Below are 25884 nucleotides of genomic sequence, written 5' to 3'. Positions count from 1 at the left end.
AGGTTTGGTCATGGCTCTGGAAAAAGGAATGGTCGCAACGCGCTGGTTTGCAGGAATTGCCTTCGCCATCGGCCTTGCCATTGCCTCGGCCGCGCTTGTGACCGATCTGGAAGCCAGCGACGTGACGCCCTGGAAGTCTGATATCGCCTATGGCAACGATCCCGCTCAAATGCTCGATGTCTATCGTCCCGATGTGAGCGGGCCCGTCCCGATGGTTCTCTACATCCATGGCGGCGGCTGGTGGAATGGCGACAAGCAATACATAGATGCCGCGCAGGTCCGCTACCTCGCCGACCGCGGCATCGGCTTCGTCACTATCAATTATCGCAACTTGTCCGAGGCCAAGCGCGACGGCATCTTCCCGCCGCTGCTGGCACCCTTGCAGGATGTCAGGCGCGCGCTGGAATATATCGGCAGAAACAGGGACGAATTGCAGCTCGACCCCGACCGGGTTGCCGTCTACGGCTCCTCTTCCGGTGGCTTCAATGCGCTCTGGCTAGGCTTGTCCCAGGCCCTGCCGGGCGCGGACCTTACGACCGCTCGCGTGAGAGCCATCGCCGCGGTCGATGCGCAAACCTCGATCGATCCCGAACAGATGCGCCGATGGGTGGGGCCGGGCCTTGCCTATGGTGGTCATGCATTTGGGCTGAACGAGCAGAATTTCGAGGAATTCCTGGCCAAACGTGCCGAATTCGAGCCCTATTTCGCACAATTGTCGCCGGCATCGCTGGTCGCCCACGATTCTCCGCCGATTTTCCTGCTTTATGGCTACAGCGCTTCGGAGACCAATCCGGGCGACATGTTTTATGTCCACAGCCCGAATTTCGGCATCGGCTTCGCCAAGCTCGCGCAGGAGAAAGGCGCGGAAGTGACTTTCGTCCAGGATGGCAAGTCCGATCCTCGCAAGAAATTGCAGCTTTTGGAATTTCTCGTGCAGAACCTCAAGGACTGAGCCGCCCGTCAGCCATCGGTCGCAATTCCGGCTTTAAAACACCATTACTCTGTCCAAGAGAAAAGCCCGCCGCCTCTGATGAGACGACGGGCCGATTTGTTGCCTAAGCCGCCCGGTCGAGGCGGGATGGTACTCGGTACGCTCCATCACGATCAGCATGGGGCCATGTGGTTAATGGCGGCTTAATCAAAAATAGTCCGAGTACCGTTTGCAGGCCGCCATCCACGGAATTCGACACGCCTCAGGCCAGCCAGCGCTTTCGGCGCTTGTAATGCTTCACGTCCTTGAAGGATTTGCGCCCCTCGCCGCCGACGCCGAGATAAAATTCCTTGACGTCCTCGTTCTCGCGCAACGCCTGGGCCTCGCCGTCCAGCACGATGCGCCCCGATTCGAGGATATAGCCGTATTTGGCATAGCGTAGCGCGACATTGGTGTTCTGCTCGGCCAAAAGGAAGGACACGCCCTGCTCCTCATTCAGCTTCTTGACGATCTCGAAGATTTCCTCGACCAGTTGCGGCGCCAGCCCCATCGAAGGCTCGTCGAGCAGGATCATCTTGGGCCGCGACATCAGCGCCCGGCCGATTGCCGTCATCTGCTGCTCGCCGCCTGACGTATAGCCGGCCTGGCTGGCGCGGCGCACCTTCAGGCGCGGAAAATACTGATAGACCAGGTCGAGATCGGCACGGATCGCGGCAGCGCCGTCACGGCGCGTGAAGGCACCGCTCAACAGATTGTCCTCGATCGACAGATGCCCGAAACAATGGCGCCCTTCCATGACCTGGATGCAGCCGCGCCGCACCAGCTGATTGGGCGACAGCGCCTGCACTTCCTGATCCTCGAAAACAATCGTGCCCTTGGTCACCTCTCCGCGCTCGGCATGCAGCAGGTTGGAGATTGCCTTCAGCGTCGTCGTCTTGCCGGCGCCATTGGCTCCCAGAAGTGCGGTGATGCCACCCTTGGGCACGGTCAGCGAAACGCCTTTCAGCACCAATATCACGTGATCATAGATCACCTCGATATTGTTGACCGACAGGATCGGGGCAGCGGTTTCAGACAGGGGTGCGATGGTGGTCATTATCGTGCCTTTGGTGGTTTGCGCCGCCAGCGCGGCAGCGATCCTTCTCCCCGTTCACGGGGAGAAGATGCCGGCAGGCAGATGAGGGGCAGCGCTAAACCTGCAGACTTTGGCGTTGCCCCTCATCCGGCTCTTCGAGCCACCTTCTCCCCGCAAGCGGGGAGAAGGAAGAAGCGCTACATCTTGCACTCTTCATTGATCGGCCAGGGCGCGTTGGCGTCAGCATATTTCTTTGCCTCGGTCTCCACCAGCGGCGCGATCATGTCCTGATCGGCCTGCAGCAGGTCAGAAACCTTGACGAATTTGGCGCCATCCCACTGCAGCATCCACGCGCCGGCATGGCCGGCATGGTTCGAGCACGAGGTCGAGAACGGCCCGATCATGCCGTCCATGCCGATTTCCTTCAGCCTTGCTTCGTCAAGCTTGAGGTTTTCCAGTCCCCAGCGCAGCTGCTCGGCATTGACCACCTTGGTGTCGAAATGCTCCTGGGCGGCACGAATGCCTTCCACCGTGAACATGGAAATCAGCACGCCGCGCTGGTAGAAAACCCAGTCGAACTCGCCCTCGCCGATCTCGGCCTTCTTGGCATCCAGCACATATTTCTTGATGTCCTGCATGACCGGAGACTCCGAATGCGGCAGGCTCCAGGAGATGGCGCGATAGCCCTTTCCGGCCTCGCCGACCGACTTCATGTCGCCGTCATGGCTCGACCACCAGATGCCGATGAACTTGTCCATCGGGAACTTGGTCTTGGCCGCTTCGGTGACGGCACCGACATTCATCGCGCCCCAGCCCCACATCAGCACGAAATCCGGGCGCTCGCGGCGGATCTGCAGCCACTGCGCCGACTGGTTCTGCATCTCCTTCACGCCGACCGGGATCGGCAGGAAGGTGAAGCCGTATTTCTCGGCATAGGCCTGCAATAGCGGGATCGGCTCCTTGCCGTAGGGCGCATCCAGATGCAGCAGCACGACCTTCTTGCCCTTCAGGCTTTCAAGATTGCCCTCCGAGATGTTCTTCAGGATCATTGAGGCCCCGTCCCAATAGGAGGCCGGCGGGTTGAACGCCCACTGGAACACCTTGCCGTCCGCCATCGGCGAGAAGCCGTAGCCGGGCGCCAGGATCGGGATCTTGTCGACATTGGACTTGGGCAGCACCTGCAGCGTGATACCGGTCGACCAGGGCTGGGTGACGATGCTGGATGCCTTGGTCTTTTCGTAGCACTCGGCGCCCTTTTCGGTGTTGTAGCCGGTCTCGCATTCGTCATAGCTGATCTTGACGCCATTGATGCCGCCGTCGCGCTCATTGAGCATGATCATATAGTCGCGCTGGCCGTTCATGATCGGCGTTCCGGTCGCCGCAAATGGCCCGGTCCGGTAGGACAGGTTGGTCACGTTGATCGAATCTTCGGCGAAGGCCGCTGCCCCACCAAACGCCGTCGCAAGGGCCAGTGCGGCCGGCAGAAGCGCATATCTGATCAGATTTTTCTTCATTCCCATTTCCTCCACTTGGTCGTTTTTCCGTCACGGATCGGGCGATCCAACCCCGTTTAACGGCCGCAGCCGATTCTGTTTGTTAGTGCGGGAACGGCCAGATGATCAGCTTCTCCCGCGCAATCGCCCATAACCGCGCCAAGCCATGCGGCTCCAGGATCAGGAAACCGATGATGGTCGCTCCCACGATCATGGTGTTGAGATGCTCTGCCATCGCAGAGCCGATCGGTAGGCCGAACGCACGCGGCACCGCGCTGATGATGACCGGCAGGGCAACGATTAGGATGGCGCCGAGATAGTTGCCGAGGATCGAGCCCATGCCGCCGATGATGACGATGAACAGTACCCGGAACGACAGCTGGATATCGAACAGCACCGGCTCGGCCGCTCCGCGCCACAGGAACACGAACAGCGCACCCGCAATGCCGACGATATAGGACGAGACGGCAAAGGCGGAGAGCTTGGCCTTCATCAGATTGATGCCGACCAGTTCGGCGGCGATATCCATGTCGCGCACCGCTTTCCAGATGCGGCCGATGCGCCCGCGCGTGATGTTGATCGAAAACCAGGTGATCAGGCAGACCACCACGAGCACGAAATAATACTGCACGATCGCAGTCGCATTCGGACCGACGACCGGAATGCCGAACATGGTCAGCGTCGGCACCTGGATCGCGCCCGAGGAATTGTAGTTGTAGAGCCAGGCCCATTTCTCGAACAGCCAGACCAGGAAGAACTGGGCGGCCAGCGTTGCGATGGCGAGATAGAAGCCCTTGATGCGCAGCGAAGGCAGGCCGAAGGCCATGCCCACGGCCGCCGAGAAGAACCCGGACAGCGCAATCGCCACCACGATGTTCATTTCCGGAAAAATCGTGATCAGCTTGTAGCAGGCATAGGCGCCGACGCCCATGAATGCGCCGGTGCCGAGCGAAAGCTGGCCGGCATAGCCGGTGAGGATGTTGAGGCCGAGCGAGGCCAGCGCATAGATGAGTACCGGGATCAACAGCGCCTTGAACACGAATTCGTTTGCCGTCGCCGGCAGAACGACAAAGGCGAGCAGCAGGATCAGGCCGAGCAGCCACGCATCCTGCTTGACCGGAAACAGCGCGTGATCGGCGTGATAGGAGGTCTTGAACTGGCCGACTGTCCGATAAAGCATATGGTCTTACACCCGCTCGATGATTTTTTCGCCGAACAGGCCCTGCGGCCGGAACAGCAGCACGACCAGCGCCAGCACGAAGGCGAACCAGGTTTCGGTATTGCCGCCGAGCAGGGGCTGGCCCCAATAGATCTCGAAAAGCTTCTCCAGCACGCCGATCGCCAGCCCGCCGACAATGGCTCCCAGCACCGATTCCAGCCCGCCCAGCATCAGCACCGGCAGCGCCTTGAAGGCGATAACCTCCAACGCGAAGGAAACACCGGCGCGGGCGCCCCAGACGATGCCCGTGGCGAGCGCGATGACGCCGGCGATGAACCAGACCAGCACCCAGATCGTCGACAGCGAGATACCGACCGAAAGGGCAGCCTGATGGTCGTCGCCGAGCGCGCGGATCGCGCGGCCCATTTTGGACCGGTTGAGGAACACCAGAAGCCCGACCACCAGAAGCACCGCGCCGATGACCGCCGTCAGGTCCTTCTGCTCGATCGAGACGAAGCCCCCGAAAGGCTCGAATTCGAAACTGCCGGTCGGAATATAGAGCTGCTCGGTGATCATCACCTTGTTTTCGCCGCCGAAAATAATCTCGCCGAAACCGATCAGGAACAGCGTGATGCCGATCGTTGCCATGAACAGGATAAGATCGGGCTGGTTGACCAGCGGGCGCAGCACGGCCCGCTCGATGGCAACGGCGAGGATGAACATCACCAAAAGCGTCAGCGGCACCGCAAGCAGCGCCGGCACGCCCTTTTCATGGAAGCCCACCAGCGTCAGCGCCGCGAACACCACCATGATTCCCTGCGCAAAATTGAAGATGCGCGAGGACTTGTAGATCAGCACGAAGCCAAGCGCGATCAGCGCATAGAGCACACCGGCCACCAGCCCTTCCCATAGGACCTGCAGCAGGAAATCGGGCGCGCCGACCATATCGGCAAATGGCTTGACGAAAATGGAGTTCAGGAATTCCATGGAGTCAGCATTTTCCTTGCATGGATGGCCGGCGCGCGTCGATCAGGTGGTTCAGCCCGCCAGTTGCGGGAACAGGCCGAGCAAGCCGATGATGATGAGGTAGATAGCGACGATGTAGTTCAAGAGCCGCGGCATCACGAGGATGAGCACGCCGGCGATCAGCGAAACCAATGGCGTTATGGCCAGTGTCGAAATGGTCATGTCTTTTTCCTTTCAATGCGCAACCCCGAGATACGCATCGATCACGTGTTTGTCCGACTTCACGACATCGGGGATGTCGTCGGCAATCTTCTTGCCGTAGTCGAGAACGACGACGCGATCGGAAAGGTCCATGACGACGCCCATATCGTGTTCGATCAGCGCGATCGTCGTACCGCGCTGACGGTTCACGTCGATGATGAACCGGCTCATGTCCTCCTTTTCCTCAAGGTTCATGCCGGCCATCGGTTCGTCGAGCAAAAGCAGCGAGGGTTCCATGGCAAGTGCTCGCCCAAGCTCGACCCGCTTCTGCAAGCCATAGGGCAGCTTGCCGACCGGCGTGCGCCTGATGTGCTCGATCTCGAGGAAGTCGATGATCTCCTCGACCTTCTCGCGGTGCTCGATCTCCTCCCTCAAGGCCGGCCCGTGCCAGAACATCTGCCAGAACAGGTTGCGCTTCATCAGCACGGAGCGGCCCGCCATGATGTTGTCCAACGTCGACATGCCCTTGAACAGCGCGACGTTCTGGAAGGTGCGGGCAATGCCCTGCCGCACGGCGTGATGCGGCTTCATCGAGCGGCGCTCCTGACCGCGAAAGACGATCGTGCCCTGCTGCGGCGTATAGAAGCCGTTGATGACATTGAGCATCGAGGTCTTGCCGGCACCGTTGGGGCCGATGATGGCGCGGATCTCGCCCTTGCGGACATTGAAGGAGATGTCGGTGATCGCCTTCACGCCGCCGAAGGAGAGCGAGACATTCCTGACATCCATCAGGAGTTCGCCGGCGGGAATGCCGTCATCGGGTGCGGCAACCACGAGGTTTTCGGGGCGCGAATTCATTCCGCGGCCTCCCTGACCAGCTGCGCCGCCGGATGGACCTTGGCGTCCATGATCCGCACGGTGGCACGCACGGTGCCCTTGCGCCCGTCCTCATAGGTCATTTCGGTTTCGACATATTTCTCGGTGGAGCCGTCATAGAGCGCCTCGATCAGCGGCGCGTAGCGATCGGCGACAAAGGCGCGGCGCACCTTCAGCGTGCGCGTCAACTCGCCGTCGTCGGCATCGAGTTCCTTGTGCAGGATCAGGAACCGCTTGATCTGCGCGCCAGCCATGATCGGTTCCTTCGACAGCCTCAGATTGGTCTCGTCGACATTGCGGGCGATCATGTCATAGACCTGGCGGTGGCCGGCAAGCTCCTGATAGGAGGCATAGGCGATGTTGTTGCGCTCGGCCCAGTTGCCCACCGCCTGCAGGTCGATATTGATGAAGGCGGCCGCGAAATCCCGGCCGTCGCCATAGGCCACCGCCTCCTTGATATTGGGGAAGAATTTCAGCGTGTTCTCGATATATTTCGGGGCAAACAGGGCGCCGCTGCGAAGCTTGCCGACGTCCTTGGCGCGGTCGATGATCTTGAGCTGGCCGTCCGTGTCGAAGAAGCCGGCATCGCCGGTCTTGACGTAACCATCCTCGGTCAGCGTCTCCTCGGTCGCGCCCTCCTGCTTGAAATAGCCGGTGAACATGCCGGGCGAGCGGAACTGGACCTCGCCAGTGTCCGAAATCCTTATATCCACATTGGGCGCTGCCGGCCCGACCGTATCGGCGCGCACCTCGCCGTCCTTCTGCGCCGTCACGTAAAGGAACGCCTCGGTCTGGCCGTAGAGCTGCTTCAGATTGATGCCCAGCGAGCGGAAGAAGGAAAACAGGTCCTGGCCGATCGCCTCGCCGGCCGTATAGGCGACGCGGATATTGGACATGCCGAGCACATTGCGCAGCGGTCCATAGAGAAGGACCTTGCCCAGCGCGTAGGACAGCCGCCCCGAGAGCGGCACCGGCCGGCCTTCCAGGATGGCTTCCCCATATTTGCGAGCAACCTTGATATAGTGGTCGAACAGCTTGCGCTTGACCCAGCCGGCATCCTCCATGCGGATCGTCACGCTGGTGAGCAAGCCCTCGAAGATGCGCGGCGGCGCGAAATAGAAGGTCGGGCCGATCTCGCGAAGGTCCTGCGCGACCGTCTCGTTGCTTTCCGGACAGCACATGCAGAAGGCGGCGACATAGCCCTGCGCATAGTTGAGATAGTGGTCGCCCACCCAGGCCAGCGGCAGATAGGCCAGCACGCTGTCGTCTTCGCTAAGCTTGTCGAAAACGGCAGTATCGAGGGCTGCCTTGACGGCGGCATCGGCGCGGATCATCACGCCCTTGGAGCGGCCGGTCGTGCCCGACGTGTAGAGCATCACCGAAATGTCGTCGCCCCCAGCGCGGCGGATCTCCTCCTCCCAGCGTGCGGCAAGCCCGGTATCGGCCTTCAGCAGCGCCTCGCCCTTGCGCTGCAGGTCGGCAATGGCATGCAGGCCTCTCGGATCATAGTCGGCCAGGCCGCGGGGCTCGTCATAGATGATGTCGGTCAGCAGCGGAATTTTTTCGGCGAAGGAACGGATCTTGTCGACCTGCTCCTGGTCCTGCACCACGGCAAAACGCACGCCCGCATGGTCAAGCACATAGGCCATTTCCTCGGCCACCGCGTCGGCATAGACCGGCACCGGCGTAGCGCCCAGGGACTGCGCCGCGGTGAAGGTCCAATAGAGCCGCGGGCGGTTGGCGCCGATCACCGCGATGCGGTCGCCCCGCTTCAGGCCAAGCGCCTGCAGGCCGAGCGCCAGACTGCGGATTTCGGCGAGTTGCTGGTTCCAGTTCCAGCTTTGCCAGATGCCGTAGTCCTTGTGGCGCATGGCGGCCCGATTGCCGAAACGCGCCGCATTGTGCAGCAGGTATTTCGGAAAAGTATCGAGGGTAATCTCGGCGGCGGGCGCCGTCGCGGCCGTGCTCATAGTCCTCCCAACTCCGTATTTCCTACGGATGTTGTGCGCATCATCGCATCAACGGGCGCGTCGGCAAATCCCCAATTAGCAGCAGGACGGCGCCCTCTGCGCATCGAGCCAGCAGGGGCCTGCCTGTCATGCCGTGCCTTTGCCAATCGCGTCTCCTCCCACCAGCACAAGGCGGCGTTGCATCGCCGGCTCTTCTTGTCTCGCAGCGCCGCCTACAGGCGCACGCGGCTGGTATCGGTCAGGCTATTCCCGAATCGCGGCAATATTCAACGCGCCCCTTGACAGACAGATCGGCAGATTGTCTTTTGAATGGGCGGTGCGTCCGGCTTATTCGAAGCCCGACCGGGCGCCGTAGTCTCCCAGCCTTTCGACATCGGCCACGATGATCCGGCCGTGCTCGACCCTGAGCAGGCCTTCTTCCTCCAGCGCCTGCAGGCTGCGATTGGCCACCGGACGCGACACGCCGGCGAGCAGCGCAAGCTCCTCCTGCGTGATCTCGATCAGTTCCTTGACATCGGGATTGAGCACCGGGTTGCACAGCCAGGCCAGGTTGCGGGCCACTCGTGCCTTCGGGTCCAGGATGCGCTCATATTCGGTGGAGGCGATGAACTGCGCCAGCCGCTCGTTCAACTGGCGCACCAGGAAACGGTTGAAGCCGACGGAATTCTCGTAGAGCCAGAAGAATGTCGAGCGGCTCATCATCAGGAGATGGGTGTCGCGCAGGGCCACGAGGTCATATTTGCGCGGCTCGTCCTTGAGCACCGAGCCCTCGCCGAACCAGCCGCCCGCGCCGATGCCGGCAAAGGTGATGGCCTTGCCGCTGCGGGCAATCGAACTCATCTTGATCAGGCCGGTGACGATGCCTGTCCAGTAGTCGTATCTGTCGCCGCGATGGCACAGATAACTGCCCTTGGCGTAATGCTTTTCCGACACTCCGCGCAACGCCCGCTCGACCTCCTCATCGGCAAGTTCGCGCGCCCAGACGGTGTTGCGGACTAACTCGTTCCTGCTGTTCATCGATCCTCTGCCGCCCGCGCGCTCGCAGCGCGCAGCCTCGGCTTCTTATGGACGGCGATAGCATCGATGACAAGGCTGCCGCCAGAAAGCGGCCTGGTCAGCGGCTCAGGCCGCGTCGCGAAAATATTTGGCCGTCGGCAGAATGGTCAGCGGCGCAAGCTCTCCGCGCTTCGGCCGCTGGAACAGCATACGCTGTTCGATCGCGGTGGATCGGAAGAAAGGAAAGCGCTGCAACGTGCGCTCCAGATTGTCCGAGCAGTCGGAATCGTAAAGCAGCACCGGAACGGTGAACGGCGGATAGGGGCGCGGCTCCCCCACCTGATCCGAGCCGAAAATGCGGTGATAGAATGCTGCATGCTCCTCGCGAATGACGCAGACGCAATTGGTGGTGTTGAAATAGCTGTTTGCGATCACCGCCAGGCGCAGCGTCAGATAAGGCAGCGCCTTGTGCGTGGACAGGCAGTCGGGATCGGCTGCCAGCAATGTCGGATTGATGAAGGATTCACCGCGCGCCAGCCTCGGTTCCAGGAGGTCGCCGAACACAGACATGATCGGGCCATAAGGCTCCTCGCGTGTCACGTGATGGAGACGCACCGTGCTGACCAGCACATTGTCGATGAAAACACCGTATCGGTAGCAGTTGGGTGTGTCGTCGAGTTCGTCCGTCATCATCTGGTCAGCAGATTCGGGAAGGAACCCATGCAGCCGGTAGGCCTTGTAGCGAAGGCGGAAGATCGCCTCCAGGTCCTCGCCGCTATGGCAGCGCCGATATTCCACATGCTCGAGCAGTGCCGAAACATTGCGGGAAAACGACCCGCCACCCGCAACAGCACCGCCCGCGCCGTTCCCCGCCGCAAGAATTTCCGCCGCCATCATAGTCCCCCGTAACCCCGCCTCGTGAAACCCTAGCGAAAGCCGACCACAAGCAAAAGATGAAAACCGATCCGGTTTAATTTACTTTTCGTTAACCTTAACAAGAGGTTAATCCAAGACAGGATGGCTATAGACTAATTGGCTATTCGTTCAAAGCGTTACGGTGCCACACCCGGCCCAGCACCAATGCAGGCGCGGCATCTGGCGCAAGTCAGCTGATCGAGGCCGAAACCGGCTTCTTGACGACTGCCAGATCCTTTGCGAAGGGCCATACCGTACTCGACATCGTTTCGATGCCCGATGCAGTGAGAGCCGATCCGAACAGGAAGCCCTGCACCAGGTCCGGCTTGACCTGCAAGGCGAGTATCTTCAATTGCTCGAAAGTCTCCACACCCTCGACAGTGATCACCAGGCCGAGCGGCCGTGACAGGTTGACGATCCCCTTGAGGAGTTCAAGCGATCGTCCGTTCTGCGTCACATCGATCAGGAAGCTGCGATCGATCTTGATCTTGTCGAGCGGCAGCTTGTGGAGGTAGCTGAGGCTGGAATAGCCGGTTCCGAAATCGTCGAGCGCGATCCGGACGCCGAGCTGCTTCATCTCCTCGATGTATTGCCGCGTCAGCGACTTGTCGTCGAGCAGCGCCGTTTCGGTCACCTCGATTTCCAGCCGGTGCGCGGCAAGCCCGGACAGCGCCAACGCATCGCGCACCTTGTCGACCACATCTCGGTGCAGGAAATCCTTTGCCGAGAGATTGACCGACACCGTGATCTGATCCGGCCATTTGGCGCATTCCAGACAGGCGGCCCGCAGCACGAAGGTGCTGATCTCGGAGATGATGCCCATCTCTTCGGCAAGCGGAATGAAGACCCCGGGTGAAATCGGGCCGACATCGGGATGGTCCCAGCGGCACAGCGCTTCGCAGCTGACGATACGCATCGTCTCCATCGACACGATGGGCTGGAAGACCACCCGCAGGCTTTCCGATTCCACGGCGCTGCGCAGATCGGCTTTCATCAGTTGCTTGGTCCGGAAGGCGGCGTCCATGGCCGATTCAAACAAGCGCCAGGCGTTCTTCCCCAGCTCCTTGGCCTTGTAGAGCGCAAGATCCGCCTTGACGATCATCGCATCGACATCGGTGTCCTTCACCCGGGACAGCACCGCGCCACCGCTCGCCTGGATGCGCAATATATGGCCGGCGACGTCGGCATCGCCCTGTAGCCCGGCGAAGATATTGTCCAGCATCGCCGTCAGATGGCTTTCATCCTCGACATTGTCGAAATAGATCATGAATTCGTCGCCGCCGAAGCGGCTGACCTTCACCGTTTCGCTGGCGAATATCTCCAGCCTCTCGGCGACCGCATAGATCAGCCCGTCGCCGACGGGGTGTCCGAGCGTGTCGTTGACGCTCTTGAAATCGTCGAGGTCGAAGACGGCCAGACCGCATAGCCGCTCGCGATTGCCTGCCTCCATATATTCGCAGACCATCTCGTGGAAATAGGCGCGGTTGGGCAGGCCGGTCAGATTGTCGTAGCGCGCCATGAAGCGGATCCGCTCTTCCGCCTCCACGCGCTTGGAGACGTCCTCGAACGTGATGACGCCGAGGTCCTGACTGCCTTCGCGCGCCGAAAACTCGTAATGCTGGCCGTTGGACAGGGAAACCAGCACCTTGCGGTCGCGGCCTTCGCGCAGCGCGCGGGTCAGTTGGCCTTCGATATAGCGGCAGTCTTTCGGCGCGACTAGGCCGCCGGCCGCACCGCGTTGCAGCAGCGAATGGATCGTGCGCCCCAATAGCGCGTCAGCCGATTTGAACGCCATCAGCCGGGCCGCCTCGGCGTTCGCGACCAGCACGCGCCCGTCTGGGCCGAGCATGACCAGGCCGTGCGACATGGTGTTGAGCGCACGGTTGAAGCGCTGCGCCAGCCGGGTGGCTTTGTGCTCCTCGCTTATCGCCGTAAACAGCACCGTGCGAACCAGTTCGCTCATCCTGGTGATGAGCATCATGAAGGGTATGATGTAGAGGCCGAGGAGGAAGTTGTAGAAATCCCCTTTCAGCATCAGGCCGGCCGCAATCGGCGCCACCACCGTCAGCGTCAGGATGGCCACCATTTTCTTGGAGCCGTAATTGCGCCCGGCAATCGTGATCGTGCCGCCCAGCACAACGGCGATGGCGGCAATCTCGCCGAACATGTCCGGCACCCAATAGATGCTGACAAACGCAAACAGCCCGACCAGCAAGCCTTGGATCGCGCCCGGTATCAGATAGTAGCGCTCCCAGCGGATCGCCGATGCGTAATCGGTGATGGCAGCGGGGTCGACCTTGCGAATGGAATGGTAGCGATAGATACCGGCGACAAGCATCAGTACGGCAAGAACGAAATAGACCGGCTCTTCCGTCTTGTGGAAGACCAGGAACCCTATCAGGCCATGGCAAATCGCGCCGATCAGCAGGATGCCGGCGTTGTAGAACAACGACCGAACGAAGCCTACATAGACATCCTCTGGTATCTCGTCAGGTCTGTTTTTCTTCATCGCCTTGCGGTACCGCGTCGAACAGTACTCGCATATTGCAATTAAAAAAGAATTAGGGTGCACCGGAAGCACTATTCTGCCGCATGCAACATCGGCGGTCGGCTGTCGCCCCGGAGACGCTCGAGCAGCCTTTTGCGTTCGTCCGCCGCCCTGGCCACATGCGCCTGCTTGACATGGCCGTAGCCGCGCACCAGTGCCGGCACCGAGGCGAGTGCCGCGGCTGCCTCGATGGTGTCCTGCCCAAGCGAATTCGCAATCAGTTCCAGATCGACCTCATATTGCGCCAGAAGCTCTCGCTCCATCCGCCGCTCCGCGCTGTAGCTGAAGATGTCGAGCGCCGACCCGCGCAGGCCCTTCAAGCCGGCAAGCAGGCGAAATCCCTTCAACATCCACGGCCCGAAGCTCGACTTGCGCGGCTTGCCGTCCGGCCCGCGACGGCCGAGGATCGGCGGCGCCAGATGGAATTCAAGCCGGTCATAATCCTGGAACTGCTCCCGCAACTGCTTGAGGAACGAGCCGTCCGTGTAAAGGCGCGCGACCTCATATTCGTCCTTGATCGCCATCAGCTTGAACAGGTTGCGCGCCGCAGCCTCCGTGACGGCGGTGGAGCCGGGCAGGGCCCTGTCTTCTGCCGCTCTCATTGCCGCGATGCGGTCGCTGTAGCGGCGCGCATAGGCTGCATTTTGATAGGCGGTCAGGAACTCCACCCGCCGCGCGACGATGTCATCCAGCGTCTGCGCCATCTGCGCATCGCCTGACGACCGGCTCGACCGGCCGACGAGATCACTGACGGAAGCCGGCTCATGCGCCGCCCGCCGTCCCCAGCGGAAGGCTGCGATATTCATGGCCACCGCCTGGCCGTTGAGTTCGATGGCCTTCTCGATCGCTTCGGCCGAGAGCGGCAGCCCGCCATGCTGGTAGCCGAAGCCGAGCATGAACATGTTGGCGCCGAGCGAATTGCCGAACAGCGCGGCTGCGGTGCGGGTCGCATCGAAGAAATGCGCCTTGCCGTCGCCCGCTGCCTGGCGGATGGCCTTCTTCAGGCGTTCGACCGGCAGCGAGAAATCCGCCGAGCGGGTGAATTCACCCGGCATGATCTCTGCCGTGTTGGCCACGAAGATCGTATGGCCCTCGCGCACCGATGCCAGCACCTTCTTGGCGCCCGAGACGACCAGGTCGCAGCCGAGGACAAGGTCGGCCTTGCCAGCCGAAACCCTTATCGCGTGGATTTCCTCCGGCGTCGTGGCGATGCGCACATGGGTGAAGACCGAGCCGCCCTTCTGCGCCAGGCCCGCCATGTCGATCATGCCGCAGCCCTTGCCCTCCAGATGGGCGGCCATGCCGAGGATCGCGCCGATGGTGACGACGCCGGTGCCGCCGACGCCATCGATGATCGACGACCAGCCCTGGTCGAGGGGAAACTGCCTCGGTTCCGGCACGCCTGCCAGCGGATCGGACTTGCCGGCAATACCTTCCGCCTTGCGGATCTTGGCGCCATGCACCGTCACGAAGGACGGGCAGAAGCCGTTGACACAGGAAAAATCCTTGTTGCAACTCGACTGGTCGATCCGGCGCTTGCGGCCGAATTCGGTTTCCACCGGCTGCACCGACACACAATTCGACTGCACGCCGCAATCGCCGCAGCCCTCGCACACCAGCTCGTTGATGATGATGCGCTTGTCTGGATCGGGAAAGGTGCCGCGCTTGCGCCGCCGCCGCTTTTCGGCGGCACAGGTCTGGTCATAGAGCAGCACCGAAACGCCTTTAACCTCGCGCAATTGTCGCTGCACCAGGTCAAGCTCGTCACGATGATGGATGGTGGCGCCTGCGGGAAACTCCACCCGGCCGGCATATTTGCCCGGCTCGTCGGTCACCACGGCAATGCGTCCCACGCCCTCCGCCCGCACCTGTCTTGCGATCATGTCGACGGTGAGATTGCCCTCATGCGGCTGGCCGCCGGTCATCGCCACGGCGTCATTATAGAGGATCTTGTAGGTGATGTTGGCGCCGGAGGCCAAGGCGAAGCGCAACGCCAGCACACCGGAATGGTTGTAGGTGCCGTCGCCGAGATTCTGGAAGATGTGCCCGCGCTTCGAGAACGGCGCCTGGCCGACCCATTGCGCGCCCTCCCCGCCCATGGCGGTGAAGCCGACCGTCGAGCGGTCCATCCACAGCGCCATGAAATGGCAACCGATGCCGGCGGCGGCAAGCGAGCCTTCCGGCACCTTGGTCGAGGAGTTGTGCGGACAGCCCGAGCAGAAGAACGGCGTGCGCGAACCGACGTCTACCGTGTCGGCCAGCATCGCCTGGAACTGGCGCAACCGGCTGACATTGGCCGCTATGTCTTCGGCATGTCCGATGGTCTTCAGGATGCGCTCGCCCAGCGCGATGGCGATGTCATTGGGGTCCAGCGCGCCCTTGGCCGGGAACAGCCAGCCGCCGCGCTCATCCTTCTTGCCCACGATCACCGGCTGGTTGGCAGTACCATAGAGCGCCTCGCGCAGCTGCACTTCGATCAGCGAGCGCTTCTCTTCCACCACCACGACCGTTTCCAGCCCGCGCACGAAATCGGCGACATGTTCGAAATCGAGCGGCCACGGGCAACCCACCTTGAACAGCCGCACGCCGATCTCATTGGCGCGCTTTTCGTCAACACCGATATCGTCGAGTGCCTGGCGCACATCCAGATAACTCTTGCCGACGGTGATGATGCCAACCCGGGCATTGGCGCCGCCCGAATAGATCATCCGGTTGAGCCCATTGGCCCGGATGAAAGCGGCGGCGGCAGCTCGCTTGTATTCATGCAGCCGCGCTTCCTGGCCAAGCTGGTCAAGCTCGTTGCGGATATTGAGGCCGCCGGGCGGCATGTCGAATTCCGGCAGCACGATGTTGAGCCGGTCGAGCGAAGCATCGACCGACGCGGTCGATTCGATATTGTCCTTCACGCATTTGACCGCCGCCCAGGTGCCGGAAAAGCGCGACATGGCATAGCCGTAAAGCCCGTAATCGATCAGTTCCTGCACGCCGGCCGGATTGAGGATCGGCATCATCGTATCGACGAACAGGAATTCGGTTGCATGCGCATTGGTGGAGGATTCGGCCGTGTGGTCGTCGCCCATCAGGGCAAGCACGCCGCCATGTTTCGACGAGCCGGCGAGATTGGCATGGCGGAACACGTCGCCCGAGCGGTCGACGCCCGGTCCCTTGCCGTACCAGACCGAAAACACGCCGTCATATCTGCCCTCGCCAAGCAGTTCGGCCTGTTGCGAGCCCCAGCAGGCGGTGGCGGCCAACTCTTCGTTGAGGCCCGGTTGAAAGACGATATCGGCGGCCGCAAGTTGCTGCTTTGCCTTCCACAATTGCTGGTCGAGGCCGCCCAGCGGCGAGCCGCGATAGCCCGAAACGAAGCCGGCGGTGTTCAGCCCGGCGCGGCGATCGCGCTCGCGCTGCATCAGGAGCATGCGCACGACTGCCTGTGCGCCCGAAAGGAAGACTCGCTCTTTGGAAAGATCGAACTTGTCGCCAAGCGCGACGTCATGAAGGGTCATCAGGCATTTCCTCTGCGGAAGCAGCCGGGCGATTCGGCCGCCAACGTCGGGATCTGCAGACTAGAGCCTTTCACAAATATACGGAAGCTTTCTACCGAAAGGGGAACCGGGACGGTCCAGCCCGGTTCTTGCCCCGCGGGCGGCACCCGGAACAGTCCCTAAAGCGCGGAATTTCGGCCTCCAGCCCCATCGATCGATGCTTTTACAACTTTGGTTGTAGCGCGATTCCGAGCCGTTGATTTTCGACCCCTGTTGGCATAGCCGTGCCTTCGATCTGTGCCATCCTGTGTTGACGCAGCCCCACCTCTGGGCATACCCATTCTAAAAAATGGCCGGCACACGGGAACAACCGGCATTCAAAACAGGGAGGAATCCGCATGGCAGGGCTCATCGCTCTATCCAGCGCCATCGACCGTTTCAACTCATTTGTGGGCAGATGGGTCTCCTGGCTGATCCTGGCGGCAGTTCTGGTCAGCGCCGGGAACGCCATCATCCGCAAGGCCTTCAGCATGTCGTCCAATGCCTGGCTGGAGCTGCAATGGTATCTGTTCGGCGCGGCCTTCCTGCTCGCCGCCGCCTACACCTTGCGCGACAACGAGCATATCCGGGTCGACATCGTCTACGGCATGTTCTCGCGCCGCACCCAGCATCTGATCGACCTGTTCGGCCACCTCTTCTTCCTGATGCCCTTCACCCTCCTCATGATGTTCTATCTGTTCCCTTATGTCAGCCTGTCCTACCGGTCGGGCGAGATGTCGACCAATGCCGGGGGCCTCATATTGTGGCCGGCCAAGTCGCTGCTGCTGATCAGTTTCACTCTGCTCGTCGTCCAGGGCGTCTCCGAAATAATCAAGAAGATCGCGATACTGCGCGGCGACATGGACGATCCCAACCCCTTCATCTCCTCGCATGAAATGGCCGAAGTGGAAGCCGAGGCGCTTGCCAAGGAGATCCGCCAGTGATCCATCTCATCGCCGAGAACATGGCGCCGATCATGTTCTGCTCGCTGGTCGTGTTCCTGCTGCTCGGCTATCCGGTTGCCTTTTCGCTTGCCGCCAACGGCCTGATGTTCTTCGTCATCGGCGTCGAGCTGGCGCCCTTTTCGGGCAATGCCATCAATCTGTCCTGGCCGCTGCTCTACGCCATGCCCGAGCGTCTGTGGGGCGTCATGTCCAACGAGACGCTGCTGGCCATCCCCTTCTTCACCTTCATGGGCATTGTGCTGGAGCGTTCCGGCATGGCCGAGGACCTTCTGGATACGATCGGCCAGTTGTTCGGCCCGATCCGCGGCGGCCTTGCCTATGCCGTCATCTTCGTCGGCGCGCTGCTTGCCGCCACCACGGGCGTCGTGGCGGCTTCCGTCATCGCCATGGGGCTGATTTCACTGCCGATCATGATGCGCTACGGCTATGACCGGCGTCTGGCATCGGGTGTGATCGCCGCCTCCGGTACGCTGGCTCAGATCATCCCGCCCTCGCTGGTGCTGATCGTGCTGGCCGACCAGCTCGGCCGCTCCGTCGGCGACATGTATGCCGGCGCGCTCATTCCCGGTCTTTTCCTGACCGCGCTTTACGCCGGCTACATCCTAGCAATGTCGATTTTCAAGCCGGCATCGATGCCGGCGCTGCCGCCGGAGGCCCGCACGCTGGGGCACGGCGTCACTTCGCTGATCATCGCGCTGGCCGTCGCCGGCGCCATTGCCTACACGGCGCATGTGCTGCTGAAGCCTGCTGTCGGCGTCAATGCCGACATCTGGGGCGCAACGGTGGGCATCATCGTCATCTATGCCTTCACCGTCATCGATCGCGGCCTGAAATTCGGCATCATGTCGCGGCTGGCCCAGCAGGTCATCATCGTGCTGATACCGCCGCTGGCGCTGATCTTCCTGGTGCTGGGCACGATCTTCCTCGGTATCGCCACCCCCACCGAAGGTGGTGCGATGGGCGCGGTCGGTGCACTGGTGATGGCAGCCGCCAAGGGACGCCTGACCCTCGACGTCACGCGCTCGGCGCTGATCGCCACCACCAAGCTGTCCTCCTTCGTGATGTTCATCCTGATTGGCGCGCGCGTCTTTTCGCTGACCTTCTACGGCGTCAACGGCCATGTCTGGGTCGAGCATCTGCTGACGTCGCTGCCGGGCGGGGCAACCGGCTTCCTCATCGTCGTCAACATCCTCGTCTTCTTCCTCGCCTTCTTCCTCGACTTCTTCGAGTTGGCCTTCATCATCGTGCCGCTGTTGGCGCCGGCTGCCGAAATCCTCGGCATCGACCTGATCTGGTTCGGCGTGCTCCTCGGCGTCAACATGCAGACGAGCTTCATGCATCCGCCATTCGGCTTTGCCCTGTTCTACCTGCGCTCGGTGGCGGCCAGGGTGCCCTATATCGACAAGGTCATCGGCAAGAAGATCGAGCCGGTCACGACGGGCCAGATCTATTGGGGAGCCGTGCCCTTCGTGCTGATCCAGGTCATCATGGTTGGCATCCTGATCTTCTTCCCGCAGATGGTGATGCACTATAAGGGCAAGGTGGTCGATCCATCGACCATCAAGATCGAGATTCCGCAAATGCCGGGCCTCGGCTCGCCCTTCGGCGCGCCCGCACCTGCGCCCAGCAATGGAACCGCACCTGCAGCACCGCAGCCGGGAAACAACAACAATCTTTCCGCCCCGCCGAGTTTCAACTGAGGCGGCGGCAACGGGCCGTTGATCGGCTTCGGCCTTTCTCAATCCAACAAAAAAACCCGGAGGCCAAGCCTCCGGGTTTTTCTTATTCGCGCGCTCTTCAGATCAGAGCTTGTTGTTGCGCTGCTGGATCATCATGAAGGTGTCGTAATTGTATTCGCCGATCTGTGCCCACAGGAAGTGATCCTTGCGGAACGCCTTGATGGAATCCCAGATTTTCTTGAAAGCAGCATTGCTCGCTTCCATTTCGGCATAGACCTCATTGGTCGCATCGAAACAGGCCGACAGGATCTCCTGGCTGAACGGCCGCAGCTGGGCGCCATTGGCAACCAGCGACTTGATCGCGGTCGGATTCAGATAGTCGTATTTCTGCAGCATGTTGGCGTCGGTCGCCTGCGCCGCAACCTTCAGCAGCGCCTTGTAGCCGGTCGGCAGCTCTTCCCACTTCGCCTTGTTGAACATGAAATGGACGGTCGGGCCACCTTCCCACCAGCCCGGATAGTAGTAATAGGGCGCGACCTTCTGGAAGCCGAGCTTCTCGTCGTCATAGGGGCCGACCCACTCGGCGGCGTCCAGCGTGCCTTTTTCCAATGCGGGATAGATATCGCCGCCGGCAAGCTGCTGCGGTACCACGCCCAGTTTCTCCAGCACCTTGCCGGCAAAGCCGCCGACGCGGAACTTGAGGCCCTTGAGGTCCTCGACCGTATTGATTTCCTTGCGGAACCAGCCGCCCATCTGCACGCCGGTATTGCCGCCAGGCAGGCCGTAAAGGCCCTGCTTGTCCAGGAATTCATTGTAAAGGTCGTTGCCGCCGCCCTGATAGAGCCAGGCATTCATGCCGCGCGCGTTGAGCGAGAACGGCACGGCCGAGCCGAGTGCCCATGCCGGGTCCTTGCCCCAGTAATAATAACCGACCGTGTGGGCCATTTCGACGGTGCCTGCCGCCGCCGCGTCGGCTGCCTGCAGGCCCGGCACGATCTCGCCGCCGGCAAAGGGCTGGATGGTGAAATTGCCGTCGGTCGCTTCCGATACATATTTCGACAGCGTATCGGCGCCGCCATAGATCGTATCGAGCGATTTCGGGAAGGAAGAGGCGAGCCGCCAGGTGATTTTCGGGTTGGATTGGGCGATCGCCGGCGCGGCCAGCGTCGTGGCCGCAACGGCCCCGGCTCCGGCCAGTCCGGCCTTGCTGATAAATGAACGACGATCCATGAAAAAATTTCCTCCCTTTGGATCAGGACGGAGCCAGACAGCATTGAAAAATCTGGCTTTCCAGCGTTAACACCGGCGAAACAATACACACCCGCAAATTCAAGTCCAGCACTGAGGAGCCAAACAAGGCACCTTCCATGGCCTAAAAATCGCCGCTTCCGGCATGCTTAAAACTATAGTCTAAGCGTATTTGCCGACGTGCCGGAAACTCTGTTGGAAAGCGATCCGAACATCGCCTATTTTAGAGAAGAACAGTTCCAGCCAAACCTGAAAGCATCGCAAATGCACCAGCCACTCGTCGCCGTCTCGACGGATGTCAAACAGTTTGAAAACTACACCTGGCACGCCGCGCCAAATCAGTATCTTGAAGCGGCGATCGCCGGGTCCGGCGTGTTTCCGGTGCTCGTCCCCAATTTCGGCGACCGGCTCGATCTCGACCAGCTTTTGGCATCGGTCGATGGCGTCATGGTCACCGGCTCGAAATCCAATGTCCACCCCTCGCTTTACGGCGGCGATGCCAGCGAGGCCAACGGGCCTTACGATCCGGATCGCGACGCCACGACCCTGCCGCTCATCCGCAGGGCGATCGAGCACGGCGTGCCGCTGCTTGCCATCTGCCGCGGCATCCAGGAAATGAATGTGGCGCTGGGCGGCACGCTGGCGACCGAGATCCAGGAGCGTGAAGGCGCGCTCGACCACCGCGCCCCGGTCAGCAGCGATCAGGACGAGCGCTTCGCCATCCGCCAGTCCATCTCGATCAAGCCCGGCAGTTGCCTTGCCGGCATATTCGGCGCCGGCGATGTCATGGTCAATTCGGTCCACCGCCAGGGCATCGACCGGCTCGGCTCGAAACTCCAGGTCGAGGCCGTCGCCGAGGACGGCACGGTAGAGGCCGTATCGGCCAGGGGTGCGCGTGCCTTCGCCGTGGGGGTCCAGTGGCATCCCGAATATTGGGTGAAGACCGATAGCGTGTCGGCTCGCATCTTTTCAGCCTTCGGCGATGCCGTGCGGCTCCACGCCGCCGCGAAATCAGCCGCGCGCAACGCCGCCGAATAATTTATTCGACGGCAGCAAGCGAGATAAGCGGCGCCTGCGGCTGGATCGATTCGAAGGCAACGCCATCGCCCACGGCAAAGGTGACGATCGGATCGACGCCGTTTTCGGTGAAGATCACTGAGCCATCGGCTTCTTCCTGCCAGAACTTCGCCTGCGCCATTGCCGGCAATATGTCCATGCAATGCGGTTCGAGAACCAATTCCGACCGGCCATCTGAAACCGAGCCGTGCCGGGTGACGGCGCAGGATGCCTCATCGCCATTGGCGGTCAGCCGGAACGTCTCGTCCCAGGCGCCCTGCCCTGCCGTGGCGACGACCAGGGCATCGGCAGTCTGATCACCATTTCCCTCACTCAGCAACCACGCGCCGGCGACAAGCGCCGCCGCAAGCATGACGGTTCGCGAAAGCCGCATGACTGTTCTCCTTTGCGGTTTGCCGACGAAGGAGATCATTAACCCTCATTGTTAAGGGCGCGTTAAGCATGACTTTCGACTAAAGCATTTTGCAGCCAGACGGAATCGTCTGGCGTTGCACAAATGCGGCTAAAGAAACCGAGGCGGAGCAACGGGGTCGCGTTCGTCAGAACGCCCGCTGCTCTAAAGGCAGCTATCGCTGACCAGCCACGACCTTGGCGGTTTCGGCAACGGGCGTCAGCGCTTTGCCTTCCGAGAACCATGCAACAAGATTGTCGGCCACCAGATCGGCCATGGCATTTCTGGTATGCACCGAGGCCGAGGCGACATGCGGCAGCAGAACCGCATTGGGCAGGTCGGTGAGGCCGGCAGGGACATTCGGCTCGTCGGGGAACACGTCGAGCCCGGCCGCCCTGATCGTACCGTCGCTCAGCGCCTGCACCAGCGCATCATGGTCGACCGTGCTGCCACGGCCGACATTGATCAGCACGCCGTCGGCCCCCAGCGCCGAAAGCACGGAGGCGTCGATTATCTTTTGCGTCGCCGCGCCGCCCGGCACCACGCAGATCAGCGTGTCGACATTGGCGGCAAGTTCCAGCAGCGTCCCATGATAGGGATAGGCAACACCTTGCACCGGGCGCCGATTGTGATAGGCGATCGAAAGGCCGAAAGCCTCAAGCCGGCGCGCAATCGCAAGCCCGATCCGGCCGAGGCCGAAAATGCCGATCCTTCGGCCGCGCAGCGTCGCCGGCGTCAGCGGATAGTTGCCGTCACGTTGCCAGCGCCCGGCGCGCAGCCAAGCCTCGGCTCGCGGAAGCTCGCGCACCGTATTGATCAGCAGCCCGACAGTCGTGTCGGCCACTTCCTCGGTCAGCACGTCAGGCGTGTTGGTGACCATCACGCCCCTTGTGCCGGCATGGCGCGCATCGATCGAATCATAGCCGACACCGAAGGCCGAGACGATCTCCAGCTTCGGCAGCGCATCGATGAAGGCTGGCCCCATCGGCTCCAGGAAGCCGGCGGTGGCGATGCCGCGCACATCGCGCCTGATCTCGTCGGTCAGCAGTGCCGGGTCCACCCGCTCGATCCGGATCATACGGAAGGCCTTGTCGACGCGCTCCACCGCGCGCGGGTGCAACCTGCCCGGAACCAGGATCGTGACGGGAGAAGTCTTGTCGTTCATGCTCTTTCCACCGGCCGGCCCGTTGATTGGCGCACATGGAGTTCCGGCCGGATCAACTCCTGCGAGGGCCGCACAGCCTGGCCGTTCAGCTTGTCGAGTAGGGCGCTGGCGGCACGCCGGCCCACTTCGCGCTGGCCGTTCCACACCGTGGTCAGCGCCGGCGTGGCGATGGCCGCCTCCTCCAGATCGTCATAGCCGGTGACCGAAATGTCGACCCCCGGCACCAATCCGGCGCGGGCGATGCCGTTCATCAGGCCGATGGCGACCAGATCGTTCCAGCAGACGGCAGCGGTCGGCTTGTCCTTGAGCGCGAGAAACTGCCCCGCCGCCTCGAAGCCGGCCTGCTTGGTGCGCGGCCCGGGAATGCGCCATGACGGCCTCACCTCCAGCCCGGCCTTTTCCATCGCCGTCACATAGCCCTGATAGCGGTCGCGCCCTGTCGAGGTCTGGTTGGTGCCGCCGATCATGGCGATGCGCTTGTGCCCGAGCGAAATCAGGTGATTGGTGGCAAGCCCGGTTCCATAGGCATCGTCGCCGCGAAAGACCGGCACATTCGCCCCTTCCACGGTACGTGCGATCAGCACTGCCGGAAGGCCGTTGCCCTCGGCCATTATAATGTCTTCGGCCGGCGTGCCGATCGCCGGCGACATGATCACCCCATCCGCACCCAGTTGCAGCAGCGTGTCGATGAAGGTGCGCTGCTTTTCCAACTGGTCGTAATGGTTGGAAAGGATAAAGGTTTGCCGGCTGCGGTCGAGTTCGCTTTCGATCGAGCGAAGAATCTCGGCAAAGAACGGGTTCATGATGTCGTGGACGACGACGCCGACAATACCGGAACGCGACGTCCTCAGGCTGGCCGCACGGCGATTGTAGATATAGCCGATGGCGCGGGCATGTTCCTTGATGCGGTCGCGCGTGGTGCCTGCAACCAGCGGACTGTCACGTAGCGCCAGCGACACTGTGGCGGTCGAGACGCCAAGCGCGTCGGCAATGGTGGAAAGCTTTATCTTCTGTGCCAGAGCGTCCTCCGGGGCCCGTCGATTTAAACTGTTTAAATCGGCTTATGCCATCGAACGCAGGGGAATCAAAGCCTTTTTGCCAGTTGCTCTTCCTCGGCATTGGGCAGGCTCCGGTTTTTCAGCCTCAGCCTGTGCTCGCGATGGACGATATAGAGCCCGCTGGCCACGATGATGCCGGCGCCTAGCAGGGTCCAGCCGTCGGGAAACTGGCTGAAGACCACATAGCCGAAGCCGATCATCCACACCATCTGCAGATAGGGATAGGGCGCGAGCGCCGTTGCGGTTGCCTGCCGATAGGCCTTGATCAGCAGCCAGTGGCCAAAGCCGCCGAAGAAGCCAAGGGCGAGAAGAAGAGCCCAATGCAGCGCGGACGGCGGCACGGAGGCCGTATAGGGCGCCACCGGCAGCATCAGCAAGGCCGGGGCAAGCGCGGAATAGAAGATCAGGCTTTCGGCCGTCTCGGTCGAACTCATATGCCTTGTCATGATGACATAGAGGCAATAGCTCACCATCGCCGTCAAAGCGTGGATATGGCCGATCTGCAGGGCGGAGGCCCCCGGCCTTGTGATGACGAGCACGCCGACGAATCCGACGACGATCGCCAGCCACCGCCGCCATCCGGCCCATTCTCCCAGAAGCGGACCGGCAAGCGCGGTGATGACCATCGGGGCAAAGAAATAGATGGACGTCGTTTCCGCCAGTTGCAGCGTCCGCAGCGCCTCGAAATTGAAATAGGTCGAGCCGAACAGGAAGACGCCGCGCAGCAATTGGCGCGGCAGGCTGGCGACCTTGAACATCGCCGGATTGCTCCAGCTCTTGAACAGGATAAGGACAAGGACCGTATGGCTGGCAAAGCGCGCCCAGGAAATGAACCGCGTGTCCATGCCCGACAGCACGAGATATTTCGCGCTGGTGTCCAGGCAGGAAAACAGCATGCCCGAGGCGAATACCATCAGGATCGCCGAAGCCGGCGTCGCGGACTCGGAGTGGGGGGAAGATGCGTTCACGATTGGCCAACCAGTGGGGTGATTTGGTCAACCGGTTGTCGGCCACCGATCCGGCACGCGCAAGCCGGAAAACACTGGTCCAGGGACAATTGTCCTGCCCGAACCGTTCACTGCTGCATCTGTTCGTGCGGTTCGGCCTCAATTTCGTCCTCGGCTTCCACCGTCGTGGCGGGGCCGCAGAGATTGGCCTCGATCCGCGAAAGCAGCTTCGCCAGCATCTTCTGATCTTTCTTGTCGAGGCCGCGAAAGGCGAGCTTTTCGGTCTTGCGCACCGATTTCTCGATGGCGCGGATCGTTTCGCGCCCGCTATCGCTGAGAAAGATATGCGCCTGTCGTGCATCCGCTTCCGAGGTGCGCTTGTCGAGGAAGCCCTGCGCCTGCAGGCGGTTTATGGTCTTGGTGATCGTCGGCGGGCGCACGCCGAGCCTGGTGGCCAGTTGCCCCGGCGTCTGGCCGTCCTCTGCGCTGAGCGCCAGCATGATCTGGTCCTGGCCGGCATAAAAGCCATGCGTCAGCAGCCGCGCCGCCAATGCGGTGCGCGATGCCCGGGCCGCCGATTGCAGCCGGCTCATAGTTGCACTTCTGTCTGCCTTGGCCATCGCTCATTCAACTCCTGGCCGCACCGATCTCTCGACGCAGAATAGGCGCGGTGGAACCCTTGGCAAATGAAATCGCC

Annotated in this window: 21 protein-coding genes; 4 read left to right on the top strand and 17 right to left on the bottom strand. The window is 61.6% G+C overall.

Annotated features, from left to right (window positions below; genetic code table 11):
* Nucleotides 1-28 precede the first annotated feature (28 nt).
* On the top strand, nucleotides 29-952 hold the full coding sequence (locus tag EET67_RS15125; protein ID WP_165899917.1) for an alpha/beta hydrolase: 924 nt from the start codon (nucleotides 29-31) through the stop codon (nucleotides 950-952).
* 241 nt (nucleotides 953-1193) lie between these two features.
* On the opposite strand, the gene EET67_RS15120 is transcribed toward EET67_RS15125, so the two are convergent.
* The 11 genes from EET67_RS15120 to EET67_RS15070 all read right to left on the bottom strand — a co-directional run bounded on the left by EET67_RS15120 (nucleotide 1194) and on the right by EET67_RS15070 (nucleotide 16639).
* Complete coding sequence (locus EET67_RS15120; protein WP_128627030.1) at nucleotides 1194-2027, bottom strand: ABC transporter ATP-binding protein; 834 nt, start codon at nucleotides 2025-2027, stop codon at nucleotides 1194-1196.
* A 176-nt stretch (nucleotides 2028-2203) separates the two neighbouring features.
* Nucleotides 2204-3520 carry an ABC transporter substrate-binding protein gene (locus tag EET67_RS15115; RefSeq protein WP_128627029.1) on the bottom strand — a complete coding sequence of 439 codons (1317 nt, stop codon included), beginning with the start codon at nucleotides 3518-3520 and terminating at the stop codon, nucleotides 2204-2206.
* A gap of 82 nt (nucleotides 3521-3602) precedes the next feature.
* Nucleotides 3603-4679, bottom strand: a complete 1077-nt coding sequence (locus tag EET67_RS15110) for a branched-chain amino acid ABC transporter permease (RefSeq protein WP_128627028.1) — start codon at nucleotides 4677-4679, stop codon at nucleotides 3603-3605.
* Nucleotides 4680-4685: 6 nt separating this feature from the next.
* Nucleotides 4686-5645, bottom strand: a complete 960-nt coding sequence (locus tag EET67_RS15105) for a branched-chain amino acid ABC transporter permease (RefSeq protein ID WP_128627027.1) — start codon at nucleotides 5643-5645, stop codon at nucleotides 4686-4688.
* A 51-nt stretch (nucleotides 5646-5696) separates the two neighbouring features.
* Nucleotides 5697-5846 carry a DUF3096 domain-containing protein gene (locus EET67_RS15100; protein WP_128627026.1) on the bottom strand — a complete coding sequence of 50 codons (150 nt, stop codon included), beginning with the start codon at nucleotides 5844-5846 and terminating at the stop codon, nucleotides 5697-5699.
* A gap of 12 nt (nucleotides 5847-5858) precedes the next feature.
* On the bottom strand, nucleotides 5859-6683 hold the full coding sequence (locus tag EET67_RS15095; protein ID WP_128627025.1) for an ABC transporter ATP-binding protein: 825 nt from the start codon (nucleotides 6681-6683) through the stop codon (nucleotides 5859-5861).
* Nucleotides 6680-8671 carry an AMP-binding protein gene (locus EET67_RS15090; RefSeq protein WP_128627024.1) on the bottom strand — a complete coding sequence of 664 codons (1992 nt, stop codon included), beginning with the start codon at nucleotides 8669-8671 and terminating at the stop codon, nucleotides 6680-6682. Before EET67_RS15090 ends, EET67_RS15095 begins: the two co-directional genes overlap by 4 nt.
* A gap of 327 nt (nucleotides 8672-8998) precedes the next feature.
* Nucleotides 8999-9688 (bottom strand): Crp/Fnr family transcriptional regulator, encoded by a 690-nt coding sequence (locus tag EET67_RS15085; RefSeq protein WP_128627023.1) that lies wholly within the window; start codon nucleotides 9686-9688, stop codon nucleotides 8999-9001.
* 105 nt (nucleotides 9689-9793) lie between these two features.
* Complete coding sequence (locus EET67_RS15080) at nucleotides 9794-10561, bottom strand: N-acyl amino acid synthase FeeM domain-containing protein (RefSeq protein ID WP_128627022.1); 768 nt, start codon at nucleotides 10559-10561, stop codon at nucleotides 9794-9796.
* A 211-nt stretch (nucleotides 10562-10772) separates the two neighbouring features.
* A complete protein-coding gene (locus EET67_RS15075) occupies nucleotides 10773-13091 on the bottom strand; it encodes a putative bifunctional diguanylate cyclase/phosphodiesterase (RefSeq protein WP_128627021.1) in 2319 nt (772 codons plus the stop codon).
* Between the two features lie 71 nt (nucleotides 13092-13162).
* Entirely contained in the window at nucleotides 13163-16639 is a 3477-nt protein-coding gene (locus EET67_RS15070) for an indolepyruvate ferredoxin oxidoreductase family protein (protein ID WP_128627020.1), read from the bottom strand.
* Nucleotides 16640-17016: 377 nt separating this feature from the next.
* Here EET67_RS15070 and EET67_RS15065 point away from each other — a divergent pair, with 377 nt between their 5' ends.
* Nucleotides 17017-17601 (top strand): TRAP transporter small permease subunit, encoded by a 585-nt coding sequence (locus tag EET67_RS15065; protein WP_128627019.1) that lies wholly within the window; start codon nucleotides 17017-17019, stop codon nucleotides 17599-17601.
* Entirely contained in the window at nucleotides 17598-19322 is a 1725-nt protein-coding gene (locus EET67_RS15060) for a TRAP transporter large permease (RefSeq protein WP_128627018.1), read from the top strand. The genes EET67_RS15065 and EET67_RS15060 overlap by 4 nt, the downstream gene beginning before the upstream one ends.
* Nucleotides 19323-19424: 102 nt before the next feature.
* On the opposite strand, the gene EET67_RS15055 is transcribed toward EET67_RS15060, so the two are convergent.
* The gene (locus EET67_RS15055; RefSeq protein WP_128627017.1) at nucleotides 19425-20531 is read right to left on the bottom strand and encodes a TRAP transporter substrate-binding protein; all 1107 of its coding nucleotides are present in this window, start codon (nucleotides 20529-20531) and stop codon (nucleotides 19425-19427) included.
* Nucleotides 20532-20813: 282 nt separating this feature from the next.
* Between EET67_RS15055 and EET67_RS15050 the strand changes: the two genes are divergently transcribed.
* Nucleotides 20814-21587 carry a gamma-glutamyl-gamma-aminobutyrate hydrolase family protein gene (locus tag EET67_RS15050; RefSeq protein WP_128627172.1) on the top strand — a complete coding sequence of 258 codons (774 nt, stop codon included), beginning with the start codon at nucleotides 20814-20816 and terminating at the stop codon, nucleotides 21585-21587.
* A gap of 1 nt (nucleotide 21588) precedes the next feature.
* Here EET67_RS15050 and EET67_RS15045 read toward each other — a convergent pair whose 3' ends face one another.
* The 5 genes from EET67_RS15045 to EET67_RS15025 form a co-directional block, all read right to left on the bottom strand.
* The gene (locus EET67_RS15045; RefSeq protein ID WP_128627016.1) at nucleotides 21589-21999 is read right to left on the bottom strand and encodes a hypothetical protein; all 411 of its coding nucleotides are present in this window, start codon (nucleotides 21997-21999) and stop codon (nucleotides 21589-21591) included.
* 193 nt (nucleotides 22000-22192) lie between these two features.
* Nucleotides 22193-23182, bottom strand: a complete 990-nt coding sequence (locus EET67_RS15040; protein WP_128627015.1) for a 2-hydroxyacid dehydrogenase — start codon at nucleotides 23180-23182, stop codon at nucleotides 22193-22195.
* Nucleotides 23179-24201, bottom strand: coding sequence for a LacI family DNA-binding transcriptional regulator (locus EET67_RS15035; protein WP_128627014.1), 1023 nt, complete (start codon nucleotides 24199-24201; stop codon nucleotides 23179-23181). Before EET67_RS15035 ends, EET67_RS15040 begins: the two co-directional genes overlap by 4 nt.
* Before the next feature lie 65 nt (nucleotides 24202-24266).
* A complete protein-coding gene (locus tag EET67_RS15030; protein ID WP_128627013.1) occupies nucleotides 24267-25208 on the bottom strand; it encodes a DMT family transporter in 942 nt (313 codons plus the stop codon).
* 107 nt (nucleotides 25209-25315) lie between these two features.
* Nucleotides 25316-25807 (bottom strand): MarR family winged helix-turn-helix transcriptional regulator, encoded by a 492-nt coding sequence (locus EET67_RS15025; protein ID WP_128627012.1) that lies wholly within the window; start codon nucleotides 25805-25807, stop codon nucleotides 25316-25318.
* Between the last annotated feature and the right edge of the window lie 77 nt (nucleotides 25808-25884).

It is taken from the genome of Borborobacter arsenicus, from assembly GCF_003934165.1.
Taxonomy (GTDB): Bacteria; Pseudomonadota; Alphaproteobacteria; order Rhizobiales; family Rhizobiaceae; genus Pseudaminobacter; species Pseudaminobacter arsenicus.
This window is presented reverse-complemented; position numbering and strand designations above follow the sequence as displayed.